The following is a 23,347-nucleotide window of genomic DNA, read 5'->3' as shown; positions in this document are numbered from 1 at the left end:
GGCCCACGGCGCGTCTGCGGGAGGGAGGTTGTCGTGTCGGGGAGGAACGGAGATGACGTACGGAGATGCCGTGCTCTTCGGAGCCGTGCAGGGTCTGACCGAATTTTTGCCCATCTCGAGCTCAGGCCACATCGTTCTCTTGGAGAAATTGCTTCACGTCGATGTCGAGCGCAACACAGCGTTCGTCCTGATGCTCCACGTGGGGACGTTGATCGCGGTCCTGTACGCGATGCGCAAGGAGGTTCGCTGGCTGATTCAGCATCCGAAGGCCCGCGAGACGTGGATGCTCGTGGTGGCGCTCTTGCCGACGGCCGTGATCGGCGCGCTGTTCGAGGAGTGGTTTGACGATCTCTTTGAATCGGGCGCGACCATCGGCCTCGAATTCTTGCTGACAGGCGTCATCCTGTGGTGGATGGACGCCATCGAAGCCGGCCGAAAGAACGAGACCACCATGACGGTGGCGGACAGCCTGTGGATCGGCGCGCTCCAAGGCGCCGCCATTCTGCCGGCGCTGTCGCGTTCCGGTCTGACCATCGCCGGGGGGCTTTGGCGAGGGCTGAACAGGGAGGCGGCGACGCGGATTTCGTTTCTCTTGTCCATCCCGGCGATTCTGGGCGGCGTCCTGATCAAGCTCGACGATCTCGTCGAAGCCCACGGGTCGGCGGCTCTGTCGTCCGGGCCAATGCTCGCCGGCATGTTGGCGGCGCTCGCCACGGGGTACCTGTCGGTGCGGTGGACGAAGTCCTTGGTCTCCCGCGCGAGAATGCGCTGGTTCGCGGTGTACGCGTTCGCGCTGGCAGCGTGGATTTTGTTCGATCAGCTGGTCCAACATCGGTTCTTTCCCCCTCTCGCGTGACGTCATTCGTCGGGCCTCGCAAAAACGGCCAGGCATCGCATCTCGGCGATACCTGGCCGTCTTCCGTGGTCTCATCCTTGCGAGCGAACGAAAAAGGCGACCATCCGGATCCTCCGAAGCAGGAGGACGCCGGCGGACAAGGCGGTGAGGGCCGCGAAGATGCCGAGCCACAGTTCCAAGCTGTTCGACATCGCATGTGCGAACGTCGGCCAAAATCCCCCCTGCTCGATGGCGGGCGACATTATCGGCAGGTGACGCGTCAAGCTCGCCATCGCACCTTGGGCGGTCCTTCCGACGCCCATGCCGTACAGGACGACGGTGAGGAGCGCCGCCAGGGCCGCGTGCAAGAAGCGCGCCAGAAAATACGGCCGCATGCGAATGTCGGTGTGCGTCAACACACTTGCGACCTGCGCGTGGACGCTGAGGCCACTCCAGGCGATAATGCCGCTCACGAGCGCGAGCTTCTGAAGGAGCGGCGCAGGGACGGCCGCCGTTTGGGCGCTGCCGATGTCGAGTTCGAGCACGCCGGCCAGCGTCGGCTGAACCAGCCCCGTGTGAATGCCGAATAGCCGGTAGATTTCCATCAGGGGCCATCCCAGGAACGCCATGATGCCGCTCACTTCAAGGATTTCGATCACGACGGCAAAGAACACGATGAACCCCGAGATCATGAGGATGGTCTGGACCGATTCGCTCACCGCGTTCCCGAGGAGTTTCCCGAAGGGGCGCCCGTCTTCCGCGCGCGCCGCCAACATCTCGCGGTAGGCGCGAGCGAACAGGTTGCCCTTCGGCCTCACCTCTTGGCGCTCCTTCACTTCCCTCAGGTGGTCGGGATCGCGCCGTCCCCAAAACTTGAACGCCACGCCGACGAGAAACGAGGAAATGTAGTGCGCGAAGGCGAACAGCGCGCCGAGGGCCGGCGATTTGAACATGCCCACCGCGACCGCCCCGAACATGAACAGCGGATCCGCCGTGTTGGTGAAGGCCAAAAGTCGTTCGCCTTCGATTCGGGTGCATTGTTTCGTCTGGCGAAATCGCGCCGTGATCACGGCGTCCATGGGATAGCCCGCGGCGAGCCCCATGGACAGGGCGAACGCGCCGACACCCGGCACGCTGAAGAGCGGTTGCATGAGCGGTTCGAGGAGGACGCCGAAGCCGCGAACCACACCGAGGCCCAGAAGCAACTCGGAGACGATGAAAAACGGCAAAAGTGATGGAATGATGATCTCCCAGCACACCCGGAGGCCCTGCATGCCAGCCTCGTACCCAACCTTCGGGTAGATCACGAGCGCCAGCGTGAACACCACAGCCATGGCTGCCAAGAGGACGGTGCTCTGGTGCCCGCGTCTCTCTTTGCACAAGTGCGCTTCCCTCCTTTGCGGGACCCAGGTACGGGCCCAAGATCGTCCATACATGCTTATGACAAGCCTCGTCTTTTATGTTTGAGCCTTTTGCAGAATGACGGATTCCATTGCGAGCGAAAACGACGCACACTTCTCGTGAAAGATAACGCATGCCATAAAAACCCTTTTCTGTTGTGTGATAAATCACGTCCCTTCAGTGGTGTTCGGTTCGAAGCATCAGGTTAAGCCACCTGCTCGATACGATTCGTCCGGTGCATCGCCAGAGCAGATGCCAAGAGCACAATCGCGTGGATGTACGCATGTACGGTGACTTTCTCGATGCCACGTACATGCACGCCGTCCAGCGTCAGCCACTCTTTCAGCCGTGCAAAACAGCGCTCTACAGCGGTCCGTTCATCATAAAGCATCTTCCATGTGCGAGAGCCGCGATGTGGATTCGCGTATCGACGGACGTCCTCATCGAGGTGCTTCTTCACGACCATGCCATAGTTCGATGCAGAACAGGCAGCCATGCCAAGCGGGCAATCGACCTGGCCTGTCGCGTGCGGACAGCGAAACTTGAGCCAGGCGTTATGGACGCCCCAATACGTCATTCGGTACCCCATCGTGCAGCGGGGCGTGCCGTCGAAATCCATCCCTTCCGGCGGCTCTTTCTCATTCCGGCGATTCATCGGGATGATAGCCTGAGCGCCCAATGCTCGAGCGGCTTCATAGTTTTTCGTCTGGTCGTATCCTGCATCCATCAACACGAAGCGAATCCGCCAGTCGTGGTGATGAAGCTCTTCCATGAGGGGAATGGCCATCTCTCCATCGTAGACGTTCGCTGGCGTCACCGTGAGCGCCATAGGAAGTTCACTTTTCGCATCGACGGCTAAATGGACCTTGTAGCCAAACCACGCCAGCTTGTTGCCAAAGGCATCGAACTTCGCGCCCCAGTTGGCCCGATTGGAGGGCTGGACACCTGAGCGTGGGTGTTTCCGCTCATAAGCATGGATCGCCGTGCTGTCGATAGCGACGTGTTCGCCCTCGATGAGCCCTTCGTCACGACATTGACGCACCAACTCGGCAAATAGCGTCGCCGCAACCCCTTTGTCGACGATAGCTTGGAAGACGCGGCTTAGAGTCGAGACAGATGGAATGGATTCGTGAAGGGAGAAACCGCACTGGTAACGGAAGCGCAAATCGCTCTCCAAACGTCGGTGAAGCTGCGTGAAGGTCGAAATGCCCTCAAGGGGTGCCGCGAGAAATGCGCGCAAAATCGCTTCTCGAGAGATGGGCTTTGCCCCTTGGGGTGTCGAACTTCTCAGCTTCGCGGCATACGGGCTCAAATCGAGGGTCGAGAAAAAGAGCTCACGTCGTTCACATGGACTCATTTCCATCCATTCGTCGAAGGAAAAGAGCCACGCTTGTCGAACATACACGTTGGACTTCGCCCCCTTGAAATGGTTTGCTGGATACCATTTTCTTTCTCTCAAGTTGGGGTGAAGTCCTTCTTTGTGCTCGAAAAACCCTTGCCGCACAAGGACTCGTGATTCTGCAAAAGGCTCGTTTGTGAGGGCCGGTCCGGTATAATGGGTGACGCGAGGAGGAGAAGGCGCGTGCAACTGTCTGAACTGCAGCAGGAAGTCCATCGGTACATATCTCAATTCAAAGAGGGCTACTTTCAGCCCATGACGCTCGTCGTTCGGCTCGCCGAGGAGCTTGGGGAATTGGCGCGCGAGATCAACCATCATTACGGGGAAAAGCCGAAGAAGCCGGACGAGCCGGAGGGAGATATCGCGCTCGAGATGGGCGACCTCCTGTTTGTGCTCGCGTGCTTGGCGAATCGGCTCGAGATCGATCTCGGCGAGGCGTTTTCGGCGACCATGCACAAGTTCCGCACGCGGGATCGCGATCGCTGGACGCGCCGCGATCGACAGGAAGAGGATGGCCAAGGGGGGCGAGCGGATGGATAAGGCGGGTGGCATCCGGGTGGCACTGGCAGGAGCGCTGGGCCGCATGGGGCAGGTGGCGCTCGAGGCGCTTCGGCGCGAGGACGACATCGCCATCTGCGGGGTGTTGGTGCGGCGCGCCGACGAAGAAGCCGAGCGAAGGCTCTCCACTTACGGCGCGGTGTACGACGACCCGGAGCGACTGATCGACACGGAAGAGCCCGACGTGTGGGTGGACCTGACCGGCCCAGCGTCGGTGGTTCGCCATGTCGATCTGGCCCTTTCTCGCGGCGTGCGGGCGGTGGTGGGGGCGACCGGTTACACCGACGAGGACGTGCGCAGATGGGACGAAATGGCGCGCCATCGGCAAGTCGGCGCGGCCGTCTGCCCGAACTTCGCGATAGGGGCGCTTCTCATGATGCGATTCGCGCGCGAGGCGGCGCGCTTCCTGCCGCGCGCGGAGATCATTGAGCTTCACCATGACGGCAAGCGGGACAAGCCGTCCGGCACGTCGCTGAGGACGAAGGCCATGATGGAGGTCGAGTACGACGTGCCGATTCACAGCGTGCGCCTGCCGGGGCTTGTGGCGCACCAAGAAGTGATTTTCGGCGGCGCCGGCGAAGTGCTGACCATTCGTCACGATTCCCTTAGCCGCGAGAGCTTCATGCCCGGCCTCATCCTGGCCGTGCGGCGCGTCATGACGCTTCGCGCGCTGGTGTACGGGTTGGACAAACTCCTCTGGTGAGAGGGCGGCTGGCAGAAAGGAGATGCGCCGTTGCGCGTGGGTATCAGCTGTTATCCGACGGTGGGCGGATCCGGAGCGGTGGCCACCGAGCTTGGCAAGGCGCTCGCGCGGCGGGGACACGAGGTGCACTTCATCGTGACCGACGTGCCGTTCCGGCTCGGCGCGTTTGTGGAACACGTGTACATTCACCAAATCGAGCCCATCACGTACCCGGTCCTCAAGACCCCGCCGTACGACTTTGCGCTCGCCAGTCTCATGGCGCGCGTGGCCGATGAATACCAACTCGACGTGCTGCACGCGCACTACGCCCTTCCGTTTGCGGTGTGTGCACACCTGGCGCGCGAGATGGCGAAGCATCCCATCCGGGTGGTCACCACCTTGCATGGCACGGACATCACGGTGTTGGCCCAGGATCCGAGCCTCAAGTCCATCATCAAACTCGGCATCGAGCGCAGCGACGCGGTGACGGCCGTCAGCCAGAGCCTGGTCCGGGACACGGCACGCTTGTTCGAGACGGACAAACCGATTCGCTGCATCTACAACTTCGTCGATCCCGACGTGTTTCGGCCCGGGTGCGGCGGGGAACTGAAGCGCCACTTCGCGCCAAACGGCGAGCGCGTTCTGCTTCACATCTCCAACTTCCGCCCGGTCAAACGGCTTCACGACGTGATCGCCGTGTTTGAGCGCGTGGCGAGACGCATGCCGGCGAAGCTGCTCCTCGTCGGCGAAGGGCCGGATCTGGGAGCGGCCAAACGCCAGGTGGAGGAGGCGGGTCTCGGCGATCGCGTGCATTTTTTGGGGCGCCAGGACGAGGTGGCGCCGCTTTTTGCGGCCGCCGATCTGTTCCTGCTGCCTTCCGAAAGCGAGAGCTTCGGCCTCGTCGCGCTCGAGGCGATGTCTTGCGGCGTGCCCGTTGTCGGATCGACGGCCGGCGGCATTCCGGAGGTGGTTGTGCACGGGGAGACCGGCTTTCTCGCGCCCGTCGGCCGCGTCGACGACATGGCGGATCTCGCCTGTAAGCTTTTGCAAGACGAGGCCACGTACCGGGCGTTCTCCGCGCGAGCCCGCGAGCGAGCCGTGCGAGCGTTTCATGTGGATGAGAAGGTCAGCGAGTACGAGGCTTTGTATCGCGAGGTGATGGCGGCTGAACGCGGCGAGCATGCGCATCCCCGCCCCGGCGCGTGAAGTGATGGAAGTGCTGCAAAACGCGGGATATGCTGCGTATCTCGTCGGCGGCGCGGTGAGAGATCTCCTGCTCGGGCGAACGCCTTCGGATCTGGACGTTGCCACGAGCGCGCGGCCGGAGGACGTGAGGTCGCTCTTTGCTCGGACCCTAGACACGGGCATTCGCCACGGCACCGTCTCCGTGTGGTCCGCGGGGTGTTGGATCGAAGTCACCACGTTTCGAGCCGAAGGCCCTTATGGGGACGGGCGGCGCCCCGACTTCGTCCGGTTCGTGGACGATGTGGAAGCGGATCTCGCCCGGCGCGATTTCACCATCAACGCCATGGCGCTCGATTTGGACGGCCGCCTCGTCGACCCGTTTGACGGCCGGGGCGATCTTGCGCGCCGGCTCCTCCGAGCGGTGGGCGATCCCGTCGCGCGCTTCCGGGAGGATGGACTGCGCCTCGTGCGGGCGGTGCGGTTCTCCGTCCAACTGGATCTGACATGCGATCCCGCCACGGAGGCGGCGCTCGCCGAAACGGCCGACGCCATCCGCCCGATTGCCCTGGAGCGAATCGGGAGAGAATTGGTGCGTCTCTCGCACGCGCCTTGGCACGCGCACCTCCAAACACTCGCTTCGACGCCGCTCTGGCGGCGAAGAGGGGAGCCGCTCGCATGGCTGGAACAAGGGTTCCCCTGGCTCGCGAGCCAAGGTCGCTTCTCGCTCGCCCCTCCCGCGGGCTGGCCCAGCGTGGCGCTTTGGTTTGTGGGCGTAGACAACGGCCCCCTTCGCGCGCGCCGGTTCGCCGAGGCGCTCGCGTACGGGAAGGACGCCGCGCGGCGCATCGAGCGGGCGGTGCAATTGGCCCAGGCTTGGGCGCGGGGGGTGGACGCCGCGTCTCCCGAGATGCTTTACGAGGCAGGGCGCGCGTCTGCCGAGATGGCGGCTCGGATGATCTCGTTCCTGGCGCGCGGCGACGTGTTCGAGGTGGCGCGGTGGAAACGCGCCATCCGCGCGCAGCCGCTTTGGGATCGGTCCGATCTCGCCTTGCCCGCAGACGACCTTATCGCCATGGGACTGCGGGGCAAGGAGATCGGCGAATGTCAAAAGAGCCTGGTACGCCAAATCCTTCGCGGCGAGATCCAGAATCAACCTGACGCGCTGCGCCGCGAGGTGATGGCGCGGCGAAAGAGAGGCGATGACCATGGCCCAGGATGACACCCGCGTGAGGGATCAGCTCATTGAAGCATTTCTCCACGCGGATGGCCCCATCTCGGGAGAGGAATTGAGCCACCGATTGGGGCTATCGCGGACGGCCATCTGGAAACACATCAAGGCGCTCGAACAGATGGGGTTCGAGTTTGAGGCGTCACCTCGCGTCGGCTACCGAGCCGTCCGGATCCCGGACGAACTGATGGCGCCCCTGGTTCGGCCTCACTTGGCGCCCGACTGCCTGCTCGGCTCGCCCATCCTGTGGGCGGAATCGCGGGCCTCGACGAACGATACGGCCCTGGAGCTCGCGGAGAAGGGGCTTCCGCACGGCGCCGTGGTCACGGCCGGGGAGCAGACGGGCGGACGAGGGCGGCGCGATCGCGCCTGGGCGTCGCCGCGGGGCGGCATGTGGTTCACGGTGTTTGTCCGCAATCCATGCGCGCTCCGGCACGCACCCGATCTCACGCTGCTCGCGGCGCTCGCCGTGTGTCGCGCGCTTCGCGGGGAGGGCGTGCCGGTCGAAATCAAGTGGCCGAACGACATTCTCCTCGGCGGCAAAAAGACCGGGGGAATTTTAGCTCAGATCCGGGCGGAGGGGGAACTGGTCGATCACGCCGTCATTGGCATCGGCCTGAATGCGAATTTTCCCATCGAAGAGCTGCCTGAGGAGATCCGCGATCGCGCGACGACCATCCTGCATGCGATGGGTCGGCCCATTGACCGGCCGAAGGCGCTTGCTCGCATCTTGATGGAACTCGACCGCTTGTATCGCGATTTGCGGGACGGGCGCGGGTTTCAAGCGGTTCACGCCGAATGGACGGCCCTTTGTTCGACCATCGGCCATGAGGTGGAAGTGGCGATTGGCGACCAGCGCGTGCGTGGGATGGCGCGATCGATTGAACCCGACGGAAGCCTCGTGATCGAGACGTCGCCGGGCGTGACGCGGACCGTCGTGAGTGGCGAGGTGTTGTTCTCCGAGCGCGAGCAGGTCTAGTCTATCCGTCAGGATTCCCCGGCGGGCGCGCGCATTTCCGGGCATGTGTGCGCTGTTCGACTCCGATCCTAAGCCCAAGGGGGCGATGGGCATGACCGGGTTCTCGGATGGGGCGAGTTTTAGAGCGTGGCGCGTGCAGTCGGCGCTGGCGGAGGTTCGAGGCGCGCTGGCTCTCGGCTTGTACAGCCGGGCGAAGCGCGCCGTGGCGCGCGCCATTGCGCTCGGCTGGCGCACGAGTTCCGCGTACAGAGACCTCGCCATCGCGTGTGCGGTTGAAGGCCGGTGGGACGAGGCGAGTCGAGCGCTGGCTTTGGGTTGGCAGTTCGCCCGCTCGGCTCAGGAAGCGTTCGATTTGCTTCGCGTCACGGGGTGGATGGCCTTTCGACGCGGCGAATTTCGCGGCGCGGTGGCGGCGTGGCAGCAGGCGCTCGTCTTGAGACCCGAGTGGGCCGACGGTTGGTATCGTATCGCGGTCGCATGTGCGCGTGCGGGCGCTTACCGAGCGGCCGAGGCAGCTTTTCACGAGTGCGGACGGGACGGGGACAGCTTCGCGCTCGCCGCCGCGTGCGCGTACTTGGCGGGCATGCCGCGCGCCGCGGCGCGACATCTTCGCCTTGCCGCCAGACGGGGCGTGTCGAGTCCCCGGCACGCGCGCGGCATAGGCGCGCTGGCCGTGGCACTCGGCGAGCGACAACTGGCGATAACTTGGGCGCGCGCGTGCGAGTCAGACGCGCGGTTTGCCCCCGTCGCGCTCGAGATTCGCGCCTTGATGTCGTGGATGGACGGAGACGCGTCCTCGGCCGCGTGCCTTGCCAAAAAGGCCGTGATCGCCGGAGGGCAAGGCCACGCGCCCCTCTATTTGGCAATCGCAACGGGCGAACAAGACACAGGGTTCAACGAGCAGAAGGACCGGGTGTCGAGTACAATGGACGTACAGGATCATCGGACAAACGGAGAGCGGGAGTGCGACGCGGGTGGAATGGATCATCGTGGACTTGGAGACGACGGGGCTTGATCCGGAGCGCGCCGAGATCCTGGAGATCGGCGCGCTGCGGGTGCGCGGCGGGGAGATCGTCGACACGTTTCATACACTGGTGCGCCCTGAGCGTCCCATTCCCGATGAAATCACCCGGTTGACGGGCCTTTCGGACGCGGACGTCGCCGGTGCGCCGTCCGAGCGTGAGGCCCTGATGCGGTTCGCGGGGTTTGCGGGACACACGCCGATGGCGGGACACCATTGGGTGTTCGAGCGAAGCTTCTTGCTCCATCGCGTCGCGCGATACGGCTTGCCGCTCCAGCCTGGCGACGGGCTCTGCACCCTCAGTCTGGCGCGGATTTTGGCGCCGAGGCTCATGAGCCATCGGCTGGAATATCTGGCGCGCCGCCTGCGCCTGCGCGCCGAGGTGAGCCATCGCGCGCTAGCGGACGCGCGCACGGCACATCAACTGCTGATGCGCCTGGAGGAGAAGGCGCGTCGCCTGCCTTCCGGCGTCATCGAGTTGCTCGCGGGGCTCGCGGGACTGTACTCCCCGCTCACCGCCGGCTGGTTCGAGCAGGTTCTGAGTCGACATGAAGAACACCAGGGTCCTCCCCTCGAGGAACGGCAGGGCCTCTATTACACGAGGCCTGATCCGTCCCCGCGGTCAGACGAGCGCGCCGCGCCGCCCATGCCTGATCGCGCCAATCTAGACGAGATCGTGCGGAAAGCGAGAGACATGCTGATGCCCGGCGGCCCCTTGGCGGCGTCGCTGCGCGGATTTGAAGCTCGCCCTGGGCAGCTGGCCATGGTCGAGGCCGTCGCGCAGGCGTTGGCGGAGGGCAAGCACGCGATGGTGGAGGCAGGCACGGGAACGGGCAAGTCGCTGGCCTACCTCGTGCCCGCGGCGCTTATCGCGATGGCGACCGGGGAGCCCGTGGTGGTGAGCACACACACGCTCTCGCTGCAGGACCAGATCGCCGAGCGGGACTTTCCCCTGCTTCGGCGGATTTTCGGCGACGAGCTCCGCCTGGTCGTCCAGAAAGGCCGCAACAATTACGTCTGCCTGCGAAAGGTTCGAAGTGAAGCGCGCCTTTCGACCATGGCCACGCCGGTCGAGGATATCCAGGGCATCATGGCGCTCTTGGTCTGGCTGACCGAGACGCCCGATGGCACGCGCGAGACGCTGTCCAAGTCGTCCGTGGGGCCAGGGCTTTGGGCTCGCGTTCAGAGCGAGAGCGAGTCGTGCATCAATCGGCGCTGCCCGTTTTTCCAGCCGTGCTATTACTTTCGGACCAAGCAGGCGGCCCAGGCCGCGCACCTCATCGTGACCAATCACTCGCTCGTAATGTCCGATCTGGCCTCGGACCACCGCGTGCTGCCAAAGTATGAGCATCTCGTCGTGGACGAGGCGCATCACCTCGAGGAGCAGGCGACAAATCACCTCGGGTTCGAAGTCCAGAGCGGCGTCATGGCGGCCTTGGCGCACCGCCTTGTGCGCGATCGCGGCCGGGCCGGCGTGTTGGCCGAAGTCGTCCGCATGTTGGAAGAACTCGACATCCGAGGCACCACGCTCGAATCGCTCGAAGAGGGCAAGGAATGGGTGGGGACGCTAGGCGCCGAGGTGGATGCGGCGTTCCAGGCCATCGCCGCGTACGTGCCCGCGGGACAGTCGGAGGCGCGCCTCGACGGAGCGTGGCGCCAAACTGAGTCGTTTCACGCGTACCGCGAGGCGTTGGACAGAACCCAGGCTGGCGTGAAACGCCTGCAGGATCTGCGCGCGCGACTCGTGGATCTCGTGAAATCGCTGCCCTCAGACGATCACGTCGGGCGCGTCGTCGACGCCGCGGGTTTTCTCGGCTCGTGGCTCGACGGGATCGCGCGGATGCAGGAGGTGCTCGACGAACACCCGGACGACGTCACCTGGGCCGAGGTGCAGACCGGCGGATCTCGCGTGCGGGTGAGCGTGCACCGGGCACCCGTCGACGTGGCCCGTGTCCTCAAGCAGCATCTGTTTGACCCGCTGCGATCCGTGGTCCTGACCTCGGCCACGCTCGCGGTGAATGGGGAGTTCGGATTCGCCATTCGGAAGCTCGGCCTTGAGGAGCACGCTCGCGAAGACCGCGTGATCGCGCGGACCGTCCCGTCTCCGTTTGCGATGGACAAGCAGGCGCGCCTGTTCGTCCCGAGCGATGTTCCGGACATCGCGGCGGCGCCCCCGGAGGAAGCCGCCACGTGGCTGACGGCGTCCATCACGGACCTCGCAGAGGCTTCGCGCGGCAGGATGCTCGTCCTCTTCACGAGTCACGCGCTGCTTCGAGAGACCGCGCGCCTGGCTCGCGCACCACTCGCGGAGCGCGGCTTGAGCCTGCTCGCGCAGGACCTGGATGGGAGCCGCGCCGCGCTGCTCGAAGCGTTTCGGGCTCACCCGGAGAGCGTGATGTTTGGCGCGCAGACGTTCTGGGAGGGCATCGATCTGCCGGGCGATCAGCTGACGTCGCTCGTGATCGTCCGTTTGCCGTTCGCCCCGCCCACCCACCCGGTGACGGCCGCCCGCTTGGAGCGCCTGGAGGCGAGCGGTCAGAACGCGTTTCGCGCGCTCAGCCTGCCCGAGGCGGTGGTGCGTTTTCGCCAGGGCGTCGGGCGCTTGATTCGCACGCAGCAGGATCGAGGCGTGATCGTGGTGTTCGACAAGCGCATCGTGACGCAGCGGTACGGATCGATGTTTTGGAAGTCCATCCCTGGACTTCGGCCTCGGGTTGTGCCGGAGCGAGATCTCGTCGCTGAGGTGCGGAAGTTTTTGCGAGACACCCCATCTTCCCCCGAGCATGGGGCGCGGGCTTCGCTCTCACTCTAACCGCGTGGGCGAGGGAGGATGAGCGGAATGCACGCGATGTGGCGAGGATCGGTGAGCTTTGGACTCGTGAACATCCCGGTGCGGCTGTACAAAGCGACGGAGACAGGCGGGATTCACTTTCGGCAGCTTCACAGGACCTGTCGGACGCCGATATCCTACAGGAAGTTTTGCCCTCGTTGTCAGGTGGAAGTGAGCCAGGACGAGATCGTTCGAGGATTTGAATACGCGAAGGGCGAATTCGTCGTGGTTGAAGACGACGATCTCGCCGCATTTCAAGGTCGCCGCGGGGAGACCATCGATCTCGTCCAGTTCGCCGACGCGGGCGAGATCGACCCGGTGATGTTTCAGGGCGCGTACTACCTCGCCCCCGAGGCGAGCGGGAAGAAGGCGTACCGCCTGTTGTGGCAAGCGCTTCGGGCGTCGGGCCGCGTCGGCGTGGCCCGGATGACGCTGCGGAGCGCGGAATCGCTCGCCCTGGTGAGGGCGAGCGAGGCGGATGGGAACGTGTTGGTGGTGCACGCGCTCGCCTGGCCGGAGGACGTGCGATCGACCGGCGAACTTCCGTATGTGCGGGAAGCTGTGGAGATCGATGCGAATGAGTTGGAAGTCGCGGAGACCTTGATTCGGCAACTGACCAAGCCGTTTGTGCCGAACGAGTATCGAGACGAGAGCAGGGCGCGGTTGGAGGCTTGGATCGCCGAGCGGCGCGGCGAGGCCGGGACGGAGAGGCCGGGCGCCCCGGCGTCGGGCGAGGTCGTGGACCTGATGGAGGCGCTCAAGAAGAGCCTGCAGCTCGCCAAACAGGCGGAGAAGCCTCAGGAGAGCAAGCGCAAGAAGCGGAAGACGTCGTGATAGGGTCACGGGTCGGCCTGGGCAAAACTGCACGCCGCGGGCGTCGCCGGGATATCCAACTCGGCGAGGAGGACAGGGTGGCGCATGGTCCCTTTTGGCGTCCATTCGGCGAAGCGAACCTTCACGGCGACGACGGGGTGCGCGAATCGGCACGTTCTCACGGCCTTGGGCGCGCGGGCGAACGGTTGCAACGATGTCTCGTGGGAGAGGACTCGCTCGACGAGCTGGCGCCATGCTCGACGAGGGAGGCGACCGGCCCCCGCGTTGCCGACGTGAAACAGCCGTGCCTTGTCGTCAAACAGGCCGAGCATCAGCGCATTCGGGGCGCCGTCTCGGTACACGACGCCGCCAACGGCCGCGATGGCGTTTCGCTCGTGTTTGACTTTGACCCAGCGCCCGTCTTTGCCGCCAGGCGCGTAGGTGGAGTCCACGCGTTTGCACACAATTCCCTCGAGTCCCAGTTGCTTTGTGGCGGCGAAGAGCGCCTCGGTGTCCACCTCGCCTTCGCTCGTCAGCACATGTTCCACGCCCGAGAGATGCTCGAGCATCCAGTCGAGTCGCTTGGCCAATGGCCAATCCCCAACCCATTCCCCGCCCATCCGCACGACATCGAACACGGCGTACCATACGGGGATCTCGCGCACGAGTTGCTCGATCTCGTGCGACGCGACGGCCCGGTCCCTGCGAAGAACCCGGTAAAAGTCGGGCCTTCCCTGTGTGAGCGCCACCACTTCGCCGTCGAACGCACACCCCCGAAAGGGCCGCAGCGCCGATGCGATCTCCGGATACCGGTCCGTTCGAAGCCGTCCGTGGCGGTTCCAGATTTGCACGCCGTCGCCCGACACCTCGGCCACGGCGCGCACCCCGTCCCATTTGACCTGCGCGATCCACGCGTCTCCCACCGGCACCTCGGTGCTTGAAATGGGTTCGAAAGGCCGAAAGAACGGCATCCAGGTTTCCTCCCTGATAGCGACGGGTTCGTCTGCGCACGCTAGGCGAGAGGTGAAGCGCATGAAGCGCCATGAAAGTCCGCCGACGCTCACCCATGGGGACAAGATCTACTTCCCTGCCGCGGGGCTCTGCAAGCGCGACTATATGACCTATCTTGCCCAAATCGGCGAGCACTTGGTCCGACATCTGCGCCATCGGCCCGTCACGTTGGTTCGGTGCCCGGACGGCGTGGCCGGCCGCCGATTTTATCAGCGGCATCTTCCGCCACACGCACCTCCGAGCCTGCCGCGCAGAGAGGTCCAAGGCGAACGCCCGTTGATTGCCATCCCGGACGTCGAGACGCTCTTATACTACGGAAACTTGGGCGCCATCGAGTTCCACGCGGGTCTGCATCTCGTCCAAGGTCCTCAAGCGGGATGCCCGACGGCGCTCACGTTCGATCTCGACCCTTCCGATCCGCGCGACTTCGAGCGCGTGCGAGAGCTCGCGCTGTGCCTGCGCGAGGTGCTTCGCGGCCTCGGCCTCGACGGCGTGGCGAAGACCACGGGGGCGTCCGGCCTGCAGGTGTTGGTCCCGCTTGAGGAGCCGCTCCCGTACGCCGTCACGCGGCCGGTGGTCAACTTCGTCGCGGCGTACTGTGCGTCGCGCTGGCCGGATCTGGCCACCACCGAGAGGCGCGTGCGCCATCGGGGCCGCCGGGTGTACGTGGACGCGCCGCAGCACGGGCCGACGCGCACGCTGATCGCGGCGTACAGCGTGCGCGCGGTGGAGAAAGCGCTGGTGTCGGCGCCCATCACATGGGCAGAACTGGAATACGGGGTGTCGCCCGACGCGTTTGATCTCCACGTGGTGCCTGACAGATTGGAGCGGGTGGGCGATTGGCTGGAGCTCGCGGCGCGTCACCCCGCCTCTCGCGTACGGGCCATCCACGACGCGCTCCCCCCGCCTTGGCGACAAACGCGCGTCCGTTCAGTATAATCGAGGACAAGACTTGAGGAGTGGAGGAACTCGTCATGCGTTACGGCATCATCGGTGGCACAGGCGTGTACCAGCCCGGCGACCTGCCTGGAGCCACGCGCGAGCGTGTACATACCCCGTACGGGGACGTCGAGGTGACTCTCGGGACGTATGAGGGCAAGGAAGTGGCCTTTCTCCCTCGCCACGGCAGCAGCCACAGCGTGCCCCCTCACCGCGTGAATTATCGGGCCAACATTTGGGCACTGAAGCAGCTGGGCGTCGAGACCGTCCTGGCGACGGCCGCCGTCGGCTCGCTCAATCGCCTGTTTCGGCCGGGCGATCTCGTCGTGATCGACGACGTGATCGACTGGACCAAGGGCCGCCCGTCCACGTTCTTCGAGCAGGGGCCGGTCGTGCACATCGACTTTTCGGATCCCTACTGCAGTCGCGTGCGCAAGGGCTTGATCGAGGTTGCGCGCGATCTCGGCCTTCGCGTGCATCACGGCGGCGTCTACGTCTGCGCGGAAGGGCCCAGGTTCGAGTCGAAGGCCGAGATCGCCCTGTTCGCGCGCCTCGGCGGAGACGTGGTGGGCATGACCAGCATGCCGGAGGCGGCGCTGGCGAAAGAAGCCGAGATGTGCTACGCGACCGTGTGCATGGTCACCAACTGGGCGGCGGGCATGGCGGCGAAGCCGCTGTCCCACGAGGAGGTCCTCGAGGCGATGCGGGAGAACGTGGCGGACATCCGGCGCCTGTTCTTTGCCTATATCGCGCGCGATGCCGGCGCGCGGGATTGCGCGTGCGGATCGGCGGTCGGTGGCCAGGTCCCGCTGGTGGGGGAGAACGAAGCGTGAGGGCCATCCGGTACCAGCCGGACAGGCTGGAGTTGCTTGACCAGACGCGGTTGCCTCATGAGACGGTCTGGGTGACGTGCCGCACCGCCGAGGACGTGTATCAGGCCATTCGGTCGATGCAGGTGAGAGGGGCGCCGGCCATCGGCGCCGCGGCCGCGTTCGGCCTCGCGCTCGAGGCCCGGCGGCTCGGGCCGGCCAACGTGCGATCCCGACTGCCGGAAGTCGCGGCGTGGATGAAAACCGCTCGTCCGACCGCCGTCAACCTGATGCAGGCCATCGACGAAGTGATGGCGGCGCTCGAGGAGGCGCCGCCGGGATCGGAGGCGGACGCGTTGTACCAGCGCGCCGTCGCCATCGCGGAGCGCGACATTGAGACGAATCGCCGAATCGGCGAGATGGGCGCGAAGTGGGTGGCCAAACACGGTGGGCGCGTGTTGACCCACTGCAACACGGGTTCGCTTGCAACCGTCGAATACGGAACTGCCCTCGGCATCCTGCGGGCCATGCACGAGGTGGGGACGCTGGAACACGTGTATGTCGACGAGACGCGGCCGTATCTACAGGGCGCGCGGCTCACGGCGTACGAGCTGCAGGAAGAGGGCATTCCCTTTGACATCATCACCGATTCTACCGCAGGGTTCGCGATGAAGCTCGGCTGGATCGACGCGGTGATCGTCGGAGCGGACCGGATTGCCCGAAATGGAGACACGGCGAACAAGATCGGCACCTATTCGCTGGCGGTCCTGGCATCGTTCCACGGGATTCCGTTTTACGTGGCGGCGCCGACGACGACCCTCGATCTGTCGACCCCGTCAGGCGATGACATTCCCATTGAGGAGCGAAGCGCGGCCGAGGTCACGCATTGGATGGGGAGGCCCATCGCGCCCGAAGGCGCTTCGGCGAGGCACTTGGCGTTTGACGTCACGCCAGGTCACCTCATCACGGGCATCATCACGGAGCGCGGCGTCGCTCAGCCGCCGTACATGGAGTCGTTGGCGCGGCTCTGCGAGAATCGCTGAAGAAGGCAAAGACGAATTTGGAAGGATGAAGGCGAATGTCACACGAACGAGCCGTCACCGTGCTCGAAGTGGGTGGCGCCGTCGTCGACCGGCAGACCGTGTATCCTGGCCCTGCGTACTTCGTGATCGAAGGTTCCAACATCGTCCGCCACGGAGAGGGCGCCTACGAGCCGGAGCCCGGCGAAGTGGTGGTGCGGAGATGGCGGAAGCGGGACCGAATTGCGATTCCGGGCCTTGTGAACGCGCATGGCCACGCGGCGATGACGCTCCTCCGCGGTGTCGGCGACGACCTGCCGCTCATGACCTGGCTTCAGGAGCGCATTTTTCCTATTGAGGCGCGCCTCACGGGCGAATGCGTGTATTGGGGAACGCAGCTCGCGTGCTGGGAGATGCTGTTGTCGGGGACGACCGCCTATGCCGACATGTACATGATGATGGAACGCGCGGCGGAGGCCGCCGCCGAGTCGGGCATGCGGGCGCTTTTGTCCATTGGCCTGGCCGCCACCGAGCCCGAGGTGCAGGCGGAAAAGCTCGAGGCGAGCCGCGCGTTTGTCCAGGGCTGGCATGGGACGGCGGACGGGCGCATTCAGGTGGCACTGGGCCCGCACGCGCCGTACACCTGCCCCGAGCCGTTCCTGTCGCAAATCGCCGATCTCGCCGCTGAACTGGGTGTCGGCATCCAGATCCACTTGAGCGAGACGCGCGGTGAGGTGGATCAATTTCTCTCGCAGGAGGGGCTCACGCCGATTGGTTTGGCGGAGCGCGCCGGGCTCTTCCAGGTGCCCACGCTCGCCGCGCACTGTGTGCACGCCACGCAGAACGACATCGAAGTTTTGCGCGCGCACGACGTCCGCGTGGCACACAACCCGCAGAGCAACCTGAAGCTTGGCTCCGGCATTATGCCGCTCCCGGACATGCTGAGCCGCGGCGTGACGGTGGGCCTCGGCACGGATGGCGCGGCGAGCAACAACAACCTGGACATGTTTGAGGAAATGCGCCTCGCAGCGACCCTGCACAAGGGCGCACGTGAAGATGCGACGGCCGTCGACGCCGCCGCGGCCTTCGCCCTCGCCACGGAATTCGGCGCGCGTGCCCTCTTCCTTCCTGAGGGCCATGGCACGCTTCGGGCCGGGGCGCCTTGCGACATGGTCTTGCTCGACGCACACTCGCCGCACTTCACGCCGTCCCACGATCTACTCTCGGATTTGGTGTATGCGGCCGGCGCCGATGACGTACGGGACGTGATCGTCGCGGGCGAATGGGTTCTCCAAAACCGAGAGCCCACGGCGCTCGACGTGGAGCGCATTCGATACGAGGCGAGGCGCCTCAAGGACCTGCTGACTCGCGCCTAATCGCGTTCCATCCCGTTGTCCACGTCGGGCTCAACAAGGTCCTGATCGTCCAGCATGTCGGCCAGGGCGATGTCCATGTACGCCTCAAACACAAAGCGGCGGACGTCTTCGCGCAGGGACGTTCGGTTCGTCCATGGAGGAAGCGCCTCTTCGCGCTCTGTCATATGCCCACCTCCCAGTATCGTACTTCTAAGTATGAGCGACGCGCCGCGGTCGTATGAGGCGTGAGGTGATGAGAGAGGAGAACGCCGTCATGCGCATGTTGATCTGCAACGACGATGGCATCCAGGCCGCGGGGCTGTTCGCACTGGTCGAAGTCGCGTCGACCTTTGGCGAGGTCATCGTGGCCGCTCCTGACCGGCAGCGCAGCGCATCGAGTCACGGGATCAGCCTGCACCGCACGATTCGGGTGGAGCGGCGCGAGGTTCCGGGGGCGTCCGATGCGTTCGCGCTCTCGGGAACGCCGGTCGATTGTTGCAAGTGGGCGCTCGCCGTTCTGCACGCGGAGCGGCCGTTCGATCTGGTGCTGTCGGGTATCAACGCCGGTGCCAATCTGGCGACCGATGTGCTGTATTCGGGGACGGTGGCCATCGCGGGCGAGGCGGCCTTGCAAGGGGTCAAGGCGCTCGCGCTATCCCACGTCGGTCCACCTTTCGACTTTGCCTCGGCGCAAGAGGCATGTCGACTGCTCATCGAACTCGCCATCGAGCTCGATCTGCCTGCGGACACCTTCCTCAGTGCCAATATTCCCTTCGTCGGCAGGAAAACGTGGACCCGCGCCGACATCGTGTGGTGTGACCTCGGCGTGCGGAGGTACCACGACATTTTCTCACGCGAACTCGACGTGGAAGGGCACGAAGTGTATCGTTATGGAGGGGATATCATCGATGAGGCCGGCGAGGGACTCGTCGATATCGGCGTGGTGAGGTCGGGCAAGATCAGTTTGACCCCTTTGAGGTACCACTTCACAAATGACCAGTTTTTACACGACATGATATCTCGTTCATGACGGCGGGTGGAATGGTTTGGATTCCAAATGGAGCGTCTACGCAACCATGGTGTGTTCGAATTCGGAAGATCTGTATCGCCTCATTGATTTTCTAAATCGAAACCTGAAAGATAAGGACGTCATCTTCGGGATGGCCAAGTCAGAACAGCACCCCGATAAAGTGCAGATTACGATTTACCGGACGGATGCAACATGACCAAGCGCAGGATTTTGTGGATCTCGGTGCCGATCGCGATGGTCGTGATCGGCATCGGCGTTCTCACGTACTTTTGGAACTTGTTGAGCCCCTACTGGGCGGCCGAACAGCAGGCGGCGACCTATGTGCTGGATCACACGCCTCTCGACCGGCTGGAATCGTACAGCGTGTTCACGGCGGCTGGCGTGGAGGACGTGTTCCGGGGCGAAGATGGCTTCGGAAGGACGTGGTATGCCTTTTACGTCCCCGCGATGCGAAGGGCCTTTGTGTTGCCCTCGACGGCGGTTCTCCCCGCGGACGAGGTGGAAAAGCGGGCCGCGGCGCGCGGCCTCGAGGTCCAGTCCATCACGCTCGGCTACGTGGTGAGCGACGAGGGCGCCCCGAGTTGGGCCAAATCTGGAACTGCGGTGTACGAGGTCATGGGACGCTCAAACGGGCGCCTGGCCTTTTTGTATTTCAATGCCACCACGGGGCAACTTTTGTGGCAGGATGCGCTCGTCCGTTCCTGAAGGGCTGGAAGCGCGGGAAACAAGTGCGGCTGAACACATGTTCGACGGCGTGCTATACTGGTCTCAGCAGCCGCACAGACCAGCGATAGAAGGGGGCGAGGTCTTTGTCTCGCATCCGCATTGTGCCGATCTTCGTGACGGCGCTCCTGATGCTCGCGCTTCTCATCGGCGGCTGGCAGGCCTATCAACACTATAACTTGCTGAATCCGTTGAAACAAAGCCTGCAGTCGGTTGCCGGTGTGGAAAAAGTGGATATCACGACGGGAAGCCCGGATGTGGTGGTGGTCCAACTGGGGCCCTTTCAGACGCTGAAGCAAGGCGACCTCCAGATGACCTACGACGCCATATCCGACGAAATAGAGCGCAAACTTGGAACGAACGTCAGTGTGCGCATCGGCGACGCACACGAAGGGCCGCTCACGCAGATCTTCGAGAGCGCGTTCGAGCTCGATATCCAACAGGGCATCGCCAAGGAGGATTATACCCAAATGGCCTCCGACGTGGCGCGCCTGGCGAAGTCGTACCACATGGCCTACCGCTTGACCATGGATAATTCGTACATTTACCTCCAGTTGCAAAAAGGCCCCTACTACCTGTATCGCGTGATTCCTTACGCGTCGCGCGCGGGAGGTGCGACGTCATGACCATGCGCGAATGGCTCATCGGAACCGGGATCGCCGTGGTGGCGTTCTTGGGCATGTTGCACGTGATTCAGATCATCCCTGTCCTGTTCCTCGCGGGACTCGGGGCGATGCTGTGGGTGGTCCTGGACCGACGCAACGCGCAATCGCCTGCGGGCCGGGATGTGGCGGTTCGCCCGAACGTCTCGTTTGACGAGATCGGCGGGCAGGAGTCCGCCAAGCGGGAGTTGATGGAGGCGCTGGACTTCTTGCGGTATCGGGACCGCATCGCGCAACTCGGGATTCGGCCAATTAAGGGAATCCTGCTCACGGGACCTCCTGGAACAGGGAAAACGCTCATGGCGAAAGCCGCGGCCACCTACACCGATTCGGTGTTCCTGTCCGCCTCGGGCTCCGAATTTGTCGAGATGTACGTGGGCGTGGGCGCGAGCCGCGTGCGCGACCTGTTTCGCCGAGCCCGCGCGCTCGCGAAGCGAGAAAACAAGGACAGCGCCATCATCTTTCTCGACGAGATCGACGTGGTGGGCGGACGGCGTGGTCAACACAGCCATCAGGAATATGATCAGACGCTGAATCAGTTGCTGACCGAAATGGACGGAATGAACACGTCGCAGCATCCGTTCGTGCTCGTCATGGCGGCCACCAACCGGCCGGATATGCTCGATCCGGCATTGCTCAGGCCGGGGCGCTTCGATCGGCAAATTCGAGTCGATCTGCCGGATAAAGAGGGGCGCCTGCACATTCTCCGAATCCAGACGAAGAACAAGCCCCTCGCGCCGGACGTGGATCTCGAACACATCGCCCGCGAAACCTTCGGGTTTTCGGGGGCGCAGCTCGAAGCCGTGGTCAACGAAGCGGCCATCATGGCGCTCCGGAAGGGCGAGTCCGTGATCCGGCAGGAGATGTTCCGAGACGCGGTCGACAAGGTCCTGATGGGCGAAAAGACGGGGCGGCGTCCGACCGACGAGGAGTTGGAGCGCGTGGCGGTCCACGAGATTGGACACGCCATCGTGACCGAGCTTCTGCGGCCCGGTGCGGTCTCTCACATCACCATCGCGCCAAGGGGCCGCGCGCTCGGCTTTGTTCGTCAGATCCCGGAAGATGACCAGTATCTCTACACGAAAGACCAGTTGGAACAGCAGATCGATATCGCGCTGGCCGGTTGTCTGGCGGAGGAGCTTCAATACGGGAACCGAAGCACGGGGGCGCAGAACGATTTTCAACAGGCGTCTCAGTTGGCGCGGACGATGGTGAGGTGTGGGCTGTCCAGGCTCGGAATCGTGGACGAAGAGCACCTGCCCGAGCGGCTCCTTGAGCGCGAGGTGCGCTTCATTCTCGCCGAACGGGAGCGGGCGACGCGGGATTTGCTTCGGCCGTATCAAGGCGAGATCGCTCGCCTCGCGAAGCAGGTCGTGCGCGAGGAAAGCGTGGACGGAGCCGAGTTTCGCCAGTGGCTGAACGGACTCGCGCCGGCCGAGCTCACGTCGGCAATGACCACGGCAAGCGAGTGACGACCGGAAGCTGGCGCAGGGGAAGCCAAGCCCCTGCGCTTTTCTGCTATAATCGGTGCGTATCGCGTTTGTACGTGTATGGGGGGAAACGGCGTGGCTGAATGGACCACGGTTCGCCAACTCGCCGATCACGTCGGTCAGGACGTGCGGTTGCGGGGATGGCTGTACAACAAGCGTTCGAGTGGCAAGATCCACTTTCTCCAGGTCCGGGACGGGACAGGCCTCGTTCAATGCGTGGTTGTCAAGTCGAACGTGTCGGATGAGACGTTCGCGGCAAGCGATGCGCTCACGCAGGAATCGTCGCTTGTCGTCGAAGGGACGGTGCGCCAGGACGCGCGCGCGCCGGGGGGATACGAGATTGACGTCCGTCACATCGAGCCCGTGCAGCTGGCGCACGAGTATCCCATCGCGCTGAAGGAGCACGGGATCGACTTTCTTCTCGACCATCGCCATCTGTGGATCCGCGTGCCGAGGCAGCGGGCGATTCTCCGCATTCGCGCTGAGATCGAGTGCGCCATCCAGGCGTTTTTGGACAACAACGGGTTTACGCGCGTGGACGCGCCCATCCTCACGCCGGCCTCGTGCGAGGACACCACGGAGCTGTTTGAGACGCGCTACTTCGACGATACGGCTTATTTGACGCAGAGCGGCCAATTGTACATGGAGGCCGCGGCCATGGCGCTGGGGAAAGTGTACTGCTTCGGCCCGTGTTTCCGGGCGGAGAAATCCAAGACCAGGCGCCATCTCATTGAGTTTTGGATGGTGGAACCCGAGATGGCCTTTGTCGAGCACGAGGAGAATCTGCGGGTGCAGGAGGCGCTCGTCGAGCACGTGGTGCAATCGGTGATCGACCGCTGCGCGCCGGAGCTTGAGCTGCTCGGCCGGGACATCGCCCGACTGGAGCGGGTCAGGGCGCCGTTCGCCCGCATGTCGTACGACGATGCCATTCGCTGGCTGCGCGATCACGGGTTCGACATCGCCTGGGGAGACGACTTCGGATCGCCGCACGAAACGGCGCTCGCGGAGCAGTTTGACACGCCGGTGTTCATCGAGCGGTATCCCACCAAGCTGAAGGCCTTTTACATGCAGCCTGATCCGGATCGGCCCGAGGTGGTGCTCTGCGCCGACATGCTGGCCCCGGAAGGCTATGGCGAGATCATCGGGGGGAGCCAGCGCATTCACGACTACGAACTGCTGAAAGCGCGCTTTGAGGAACATCGGTTGCCAGAGGAGACGTACGGCTGGTATCTCGATCTGAGGCGCTACGGTTCCGTGCCGCATTCCGGATTCGGCCTCGGCTTGGAAAGGACGATCGCATGGATCTGTGGGCTCGATCACGTCCGAGAAGCGATTCTGTTTCCCCGCATGCTCTACCGAATGGCGCCTTAAGCGCAAG

The 23,347-nt window shown here is 64.1% G+C and carries 23 protein-coding genes; 19 read left to right on the top strand and 4 right to left on the bottom strand.

Features of this window, described 5'->3' with window-relative positions; all coding sequences use genetic code 11:
- Positions 1-52: 52 nt before the first annotated feature.
- Positions 53-856, top strand: coding sequence for an undecaprenyl-diphosphate phosphatase (locus AACI_RS08170; protein ID WP_012810976.1), 804 nt, complete (start codon positions 53-55; stop codon positions 854-856).
- 71 nt (positions 857-927) lie between these two features.
- Here the strand turns inward: AACI_RS08170 and ylbJ are convergent, their stop codons facing one another.
- Together ylbJ and AACI_RS16765 are read right to left on the bottom strand one after the other, a co-directional pair.
- Positions 928-2,217, bottom strand: a complete 1,290-nt coding sequence (gene ylbJ, locus AACI_RS08165) for a sporulation integral membrane protein YlbJ (protein WP_012810975.1) — start codon at positions 2,215-2,217, stop codon at positions 928-930.
- A gap of 224 nt (positions 2,218-2,441) precedes the next feature.
- Positions 2,442-3,641 (bottom strand): transposase, encoded by a 1,200-nt coding sequence (locus tag AACI_RS16765; protein WP_012809941.1) that lies wholly within the window; start codon positions 3,639-3,641, stop codon positions 2,442-2,444.
- Positions 3,642-3,818: 177 nt separating this feature from the next.
- Here AACI_RS16765 and AACI_RS08155 point away from each other — a divergent pair, with 177 nt between their 5' ends.
- The 8 genes from AACI_RS08155 to ku all read left to right on the top strand — a co-directional run bounded on the left by AACI_RS08155 (position 3,819) and on the right by ku (position 12,952).
- Entirely contained in the window at positions 3,819-4,175 is a 357-nt protein-coding gene (locus AACI_RS08155; protein WP_012810974.1) for a nucleotide pyrophosphohydrolase, read from the top strand.
- Positions 4,168-4,896, top strand: a complete 729-nt coding sequence (gene dapB, locus AACI_RS08150; RefSeq protein ID WP_012810973.1) for a 4-hydroxy-tetrahydrodipicolinate reductase — start codon at positions 4,168-4,170, stop codon at positions 4,894-4,896. Before AACI_RS08155 ends, dapB begins: the two co-directional genes overlap by 8 nt.
- Before the next feature lie 30 nt (positions 4,897-4,926).
- A complete protein-coding gene (bshA, locus tag AACI_RS08145) occupies positions 4,927-6,081 on the top strand; it encodes an N-acetyl-alpha-D-glucosaminyl L-malate synthase BshA (RefSeq protein ID WP_012810972.1) in 1,155 nt (384 codons plus the stop codon).
- Positions 6,082-6,085: 4 nt separating this feature from the next.
- Positions 6,086-7,279, top strand: a complete 1,194-nt coding sequence (locus AACI_RS08140; RefSeq protein WP_245530488.1) for a tRNA cytidylyltransferase — start codon at positions 6,086-6,088, stop codon at positions 7,277-7,279.
- A complete protein-coding gene (locus tag AACI_RS08135) occupies positions 7,266-8,267 on the top strand; it encodes a biotin--[acetyl-CoA-carboxylase] ligase (protein WP_012810970.1) in 1,002 nt (333 codons plus the stop codon). The genes AACI_RS08140 and AACI_RS08135 overlap by 14 nt, the downstream gene beginning before the upstream one ends.
- Positions 8,268-8,358: 91 nt before the next feature.
- Positions 8,359-9,282 carry a tetratricopeptide repeat protein gene (locus AACI_RS08130; protein WP_012810969.1) on the top strand — a complete coding sequence of 308 codons (924 nt, stop codon included), beginning with the start codon at positions 8,359-8,361 and terminating at the stop codon, positions 9,280-9,282.
- Complete coding sequence (locus AACI_RS08125) at positions 9,242-12,100, top strand: helicase C-terminal domain-containing protein (protein ID WP_012810968.1); 2,859 nt, start codon at positions 9,242-9,244, stop codon at positions 12,098-12,100. The genes AACI_RS08130 and AACI_RS08125 overlap by 41 nt, the downstream gene beginning before the upstream one ends.
- Before the next feature lie 27 nt (positions 12,101-12,127).
- Positions 12,128-12,952: a non-homologous end joining protein Ku gene (gene ku, locus AACI_RS08120; RefSeq protein WP_012810967.1), complete on the top strand. Its 825-nt coding sequence runs from the start codon at positions 12,128-12,130 to the stop codon at positions 12,950-12,952.
- A gap of 5 nt (positions 12,953-12,957) precedes the next feature.
- Here ku and AACI_RS08115 read toward each other — a convergent pair whose 3' ends face one another.
- Positions 12,958-13,902 carry an ATP-dependent DNA ligase gene (locus AACI_RS08115; protein WP_012810966.1) on the bottom strand — a complete coding sequence of 315 codons (945 nt, stop codon included), beginning with the start codon at positions 13,900-13,902 and terminating at the stop codon, positions 12,958-12,960.
- A gap of 61 nt (positions 13,903-13,963) precedes the next feature.
- Between AACI_RS08115 and ligD the strand changes: the two genes are divergently transcribed.
- The 4 genes from ligD to AACI_RS08095 are packed head-to-tail and all read left to right on the top strand — an operon-like array spanning position 13,964 to position 18,085.
- Complete coding sequence (ligD, locus tag AACI_RS08110) at positions 13,964-14,881, top strand: non-homologous end-joining DNA ligase (RefSeq protein WP_012810965.1); 918 nt, start codon at positions 13,964-13,966, stop codon at positions 14,879-14,881.
- A 35-nt stretch (positions 14,882-14,916) separates the two neighbouring features.
- Entirely contained in the window at positions 14,917-15,714 is a 798-nt protein-coding gene (mtnP, locus tag AACI_RS08105; RefSeq protein ID WP_012810964.1) for an S-methyl-5'-thioadenosine phosphorylase, read from the top strand.
- Complete coding sequence (mtnA, locus tag AACI_RS08100; protein WP_012810963.1) at positions 15,711-16,733, top strand: S-methyl-5-thioribose-1-phosphate isomerase; 1,023 nt, start codon at positions 15,711-15,713, stop codon at positions 16,731-16,733. Before mtnP ends, mtnA begins: the two co-directional genes overlap by 4 nt.
- A 35-nt stretch (positions 16,734-16,768) precedes the next feature.
- Positions 16,769-18,085 (top strand): amidohydrolase, encoded by a 1,317-nt coding sequence (locus AACI_RS08095; RefSeq protein WP_012810962.1) that lies wholly within the window; start codon positions 16,769-16,771, stop codon positions 18,083-18,085.
- On the opposite strand, the gene AACI_RS16575 is transcribed toward AACI_RS08095, so the two are convergent.
- Positions 18,082-18,249, bottom strand: coding sequence for a hypothetical protein (locus AACI_RS16575; protein ID WP_012810961.1), 168 nt, complete (start codon positions 18,247-18,249; stop codon positions 18,082-18,084). The genes AACI_RS08095 and AACI_RS16575 overlap by 4 nt on opposite strands.
- Before the next feature lie 68 nt (positions 18,250-18,317).
- Here AACI_RS16575 and surE point away from each other — a divergent pair, with 68 nt between their 5' ends.
- The 6 genes from surE (at position 18,318) to asnS (ending at position 23,340) form a co-directional block, all read left to right on the top strand.
- Complete coding sequence (gene surE / locus AACI_RS08090) at positions 18,318-19,094, top strand: 5'/3'-nucleotidase SurE (RefSeq protein ID WP_012810960.1); 777 nt, start codon at positions 18,318-18,320, stop codon at positions 19,092-19,094.
- A gap of 16 nt (positions 19,095-19,110) precedes the next feature.
- On the top strand, positions 19,111-19,290 hold the full coding sequence (locus tag AACI_RS08085) for a YpmA family protein (RefSeq protein ID WP_012810959.1): 180 nt from the start codon (positions 19,111-19,113) through the stop codon (positions 19,288-19,290).
- Complete coding sequence (locus AACI_RS08080) at positions 19,287-19,799, top strand: hypothetical protein (RefSeq protein WP_012810958.1); 513 nt, start codon at positions 19,287-19,289, stop codon at positions 19,797-19,799. Before AACI_RS08085 ends, AACI_RS08080 begins: the two co-directional genes overlap by 4 nt.
- A 104-nt stretch (positions 19,800-19,903) precedes the next feature.
- Positions 19,904-20,443, top strand: coding sequence for a hypothetical protein (locus AACI_RS08075; protein WP_012810957.1), 540 nt, complete (start codon positions 19,904-19,906; stop codon positions 20,441-20,443).
- Entirely contained in the window at positions 20,440-21,951 is a 1,512-nt protein-coding gene (locus AACI_RS08070) for an ATP-dependent metallopeptidase FtsH/Yme1/Tma family protein (protein WP_012810956.1), read from the top strand. Before AACI_RS08075 ends, AACI_RS08070 begins: the two co-directional genes overlap by 4 nt.
- A gap of 93 nt (positions 21,952-22,044) precedes the next feature.
- Positions 22,045-23,340, top strand: coding sequence for an asparagine--tRNA ligase (asnS, locus tag AACI_RS08065; RefSeq protein WP_012810955.1), 1,296 nt, complete (start codon positions 22,045-22,047; stop codon positions 23,338-23,340).
- Positions 23,341-23,347 lie beyond the last annotated feature (7 nt).

Source organism: Alicyclobacillus acidocaldarius subsp. acidocaldarius DSM 446 (assembly GCF_000024285.1).
GTDB classification, from domain to species: domain Bacteria; phylum Bacillota; class Bacilli; order Alicyclobacillales; family Alicyclobacillaceae; genus Alicyclobacillus; species Alicyclobacillus acidocaldarius.
This window is presented reverse-complemented; position numbering and strand designations above follow the sequence as displayed.